Annotated in this window: 1 protein-coding gene; it reads right to left on the bottom strand. The window is 72.7% G+C overall.

The features are described 5' to 3' along the window. Positions 1 to 335: 335 nt before the first annotated feature. On the bottom strand, positions 336 to 2,737 hold a 2,402-nt coding region (locus tag VIW71_RS13550), incomplete at its 5' end, for an ATP-binding protein (RefSeq protein ID WP_331622416.1).

The following is a 2,737-nucleotide window of genomic DNA, read 5'->3' as shown; positions in this document are numbered from 1 at the left end:
GCTAGGAGCGGCAACTTCCCCCGGCCTTCCCTGCGACTTCCCGCGGGCGTACCGGAATGGGCTGCGGCCCGGTCCGGCAGAACGAGAGCGAGGCGTCGCTGGCTCTACTGCCGGAGATCGCCGCGACTCGTCACAGTGGCCGTCGTGGTATCTGCGGGTGGGCGGCACCTCACGACTGACCGCTCACCTCGGCCCAGGTGTGCTCGGCCGTGCCCTCTGGCTGCCGCCACAGATGCAGCCGGTGCGGGCGCCTTCCTCGCACCTTCCCGAGACGTGTCGCGCCCTGACCGAGCCCGACCGTGATCGCGTCCGGGTCGGTCAACCTCGAGCGCTGGTCAGCAGGATGAGGCGGCGGCTAGGCACCGGGCGGCGTCCCCGGTGTGACCGACGGCGGAGTAGGCCTGGGCGGCCTCCCTGCTGAGCGTGCGGCAGCGCTCCGCATCGCCCTCCGCGAGCGCGACCTCGGCGTGCGCCTCGAGGACGGCGGCCTTCCATGACGTGTCTCCCCACAGCTCCACCGACCGCGAGGCCGAGGCGAGGAAGCGGTGGGCGTCCTCGAGGTCTCCCACGCGAGCGCAGGCGGTCGCGGAAGGGACGGCGAGCATCACGGTGCAGAACCAGCACCGGTCCGGCTCCCCCAGGGTCTCTTCCGCCCGGTCGACCATGAGCCGGGCCGCCTGCGGGTCGGGCTCCGAGGCGATCAGGGTCCCGAAGATGCGTTGCAGGACGTGCATGCCCATCGGGGACCACCGCGCCAGCAGCAGTGCCTCGTCGAGCAGCTGCCTGGCCTCGTCGGGGCGGCCCTGGGCAAGTCGCACCTCGGCGAGCCGTTGCATGCCGTGTGCCTGGCCGCCGAGCGCATCGAGTTCCGCGTTGAGGGTGATGGCCTCTTCGAGCTCCGATTCCGCGCGCGTCAGGTCGCCCATCATCAGGGCCGCCTCTCCGATCAGCGCGGAGGCGAAGGCCACGCCCCGCAGCGCACCAGCCATGCGGGCCCGCAGTCGGAGCTGCTCTGCCTCGGCGATGATCTCGGGATACGGCTCTCGGCCGTAGAGCAGGTTCTCCGCGACGCACAGGTGCGCATCGAACAGGGCGCCGGCCAGCCGCTCCTGTCCGTGTGTCCGTCGCAGCTCGGTGCGGAAGCTGGGGAACCACTCCCCGCGATGGTGGGCCAGCAAGCCGTGCAGTCCTACGAGGTCGACCACCTGCCACGGGTCGTTGATCCCGCGGAGCCGTTCGCGGGCCTCGGCCGCCACTCTCCGAGCGGTCTCCATGTCGCCGGTGAAATAGGCCAGCATCCCCTGCCCGAGGAGCAGCGACGCGTCAGCCTCGTCGCCCTCGAGGTCCAGACCCGCCAGTGCCGAACGCGCGACCTCCAGGTCACCGCCCACCGCGGCGGCCCGGGCCAGCCGGGCGCGGACCAGCCGGTGCCGAGTGCCGGTGGTGATCCGCGCTGCCTCGGTGTAGGCCTCCACGGCGCCCGGCTCGCCCAGGGACATCAGCAGGTCTCCACGCCTCGCCAGGAGGCCTGGCAGGTGATCGGGGCCGGCGTGCTCGCGTACGCCGTCGACGAGGGTCAGCGCGTCGCGGTAGGCGCCCAGCGCCCCGGCGATCTCCACGGCCTGGACGGCGTACGGAACGGCCCGGGAGGCCAGTCCCGCGGCGAGGTAGTGGTGCGCGACCTGGCTCGGAGGGCGGTCGAGCCGCGCGAGCGCCTCGGCCACGCGCTGGTGGCCGCGGGAGCGCTCGTGCGGCGGCACCTCCCGCACCAGCCCTTCGCGGACGAGCGGATGCCGGAAGCGGAAGCCGGCTTCGCCGGGTTCGACCACCAGGGCCGCCAACGCCAGCTCCAGCTGGTCGTAGGTCTCGTCCTCCGTGCCGTCACTGATGGCGAGGAGCTCGTCGGTGCTGAACCCCTGACCGAGCAGGGCGACCCGCTGGAAGGTCCGGAGCGCGTCGGGCGGGAGCATGGCCGGCACCGAGCCGGAGCCGCTCACCCGGGCTCGCGCCATCTCGATCATGGGGAACGGCAGCCCTCCGGCCGTCTGCGCGATCTCCCCGGCCGCATCCGGATCCAGGTCGGGGAACCTGTCGATGAGCAGGCGCTGCGAGGCCGCAGCGTCCAACGGGTCCAGCTCGACGAGCAGCCCGGCGCCGCGGGACACCATGCTCGCAGTGACCTCCTCGAGGTGGGCGGGCGCGGGTTCGCGGTGGGCCAGCACCAGGACGACCTTCTCCTCAACCACGAAGCGGGAGAGGTAGTGGAGGAGGCGCAGGGACGCCTCGTCGGCATCGTGGACGTCGTCCACCATGAGGACCAGCCCGGACCCCGCGGCCGCGACACGCAGCAGCTCGGCGGCCGCGACGAACAGCTTCTGGTGGCTGTTCTCCCCCGTCCACCCGAGCTCCCGTCCGGTCAGGGCATGCTCGATCTCCGCTCGATAGTTGTCGCCCAGGCCGTCCAGCAGCGCGGGGTGGCGACGGCACAGTGCGCTGAGCGCTTCGAGCACCGGCGAGTAGGGCCACGGGCCCTCCACCGACGAGGCGGCTCCACGCGCCACCTTCCAGCCCTTTCGGCGAGCCAGCGCGTCGGCCAGGTCGAGGACCGCCGACTTCCCCACTCCGGCCGGACCCGCGACCAGCACGGTGACGCCCCGCCCCGTGTCCGCCTCGTCGAGGATGCTGCGTATCTGGTCACCCACGCCGCGACGCCCGAAGAGACGAGCGGCCGCAGCGC

Source organism: Streptomyces sp., from assembly GCF_036524955.1.
In the GTDB taxonomy this organism is placed as follows: domain Bacteria; phylum Actinomycetota; class Actinomycetes; order Streptomycetales; family Streptomycetaceae; genus Actinacidiphila.
Note: the sequence above shows the minus strand (reverse complement) of the source record. Positions and strands in the feature narration are given on the sequence as shown.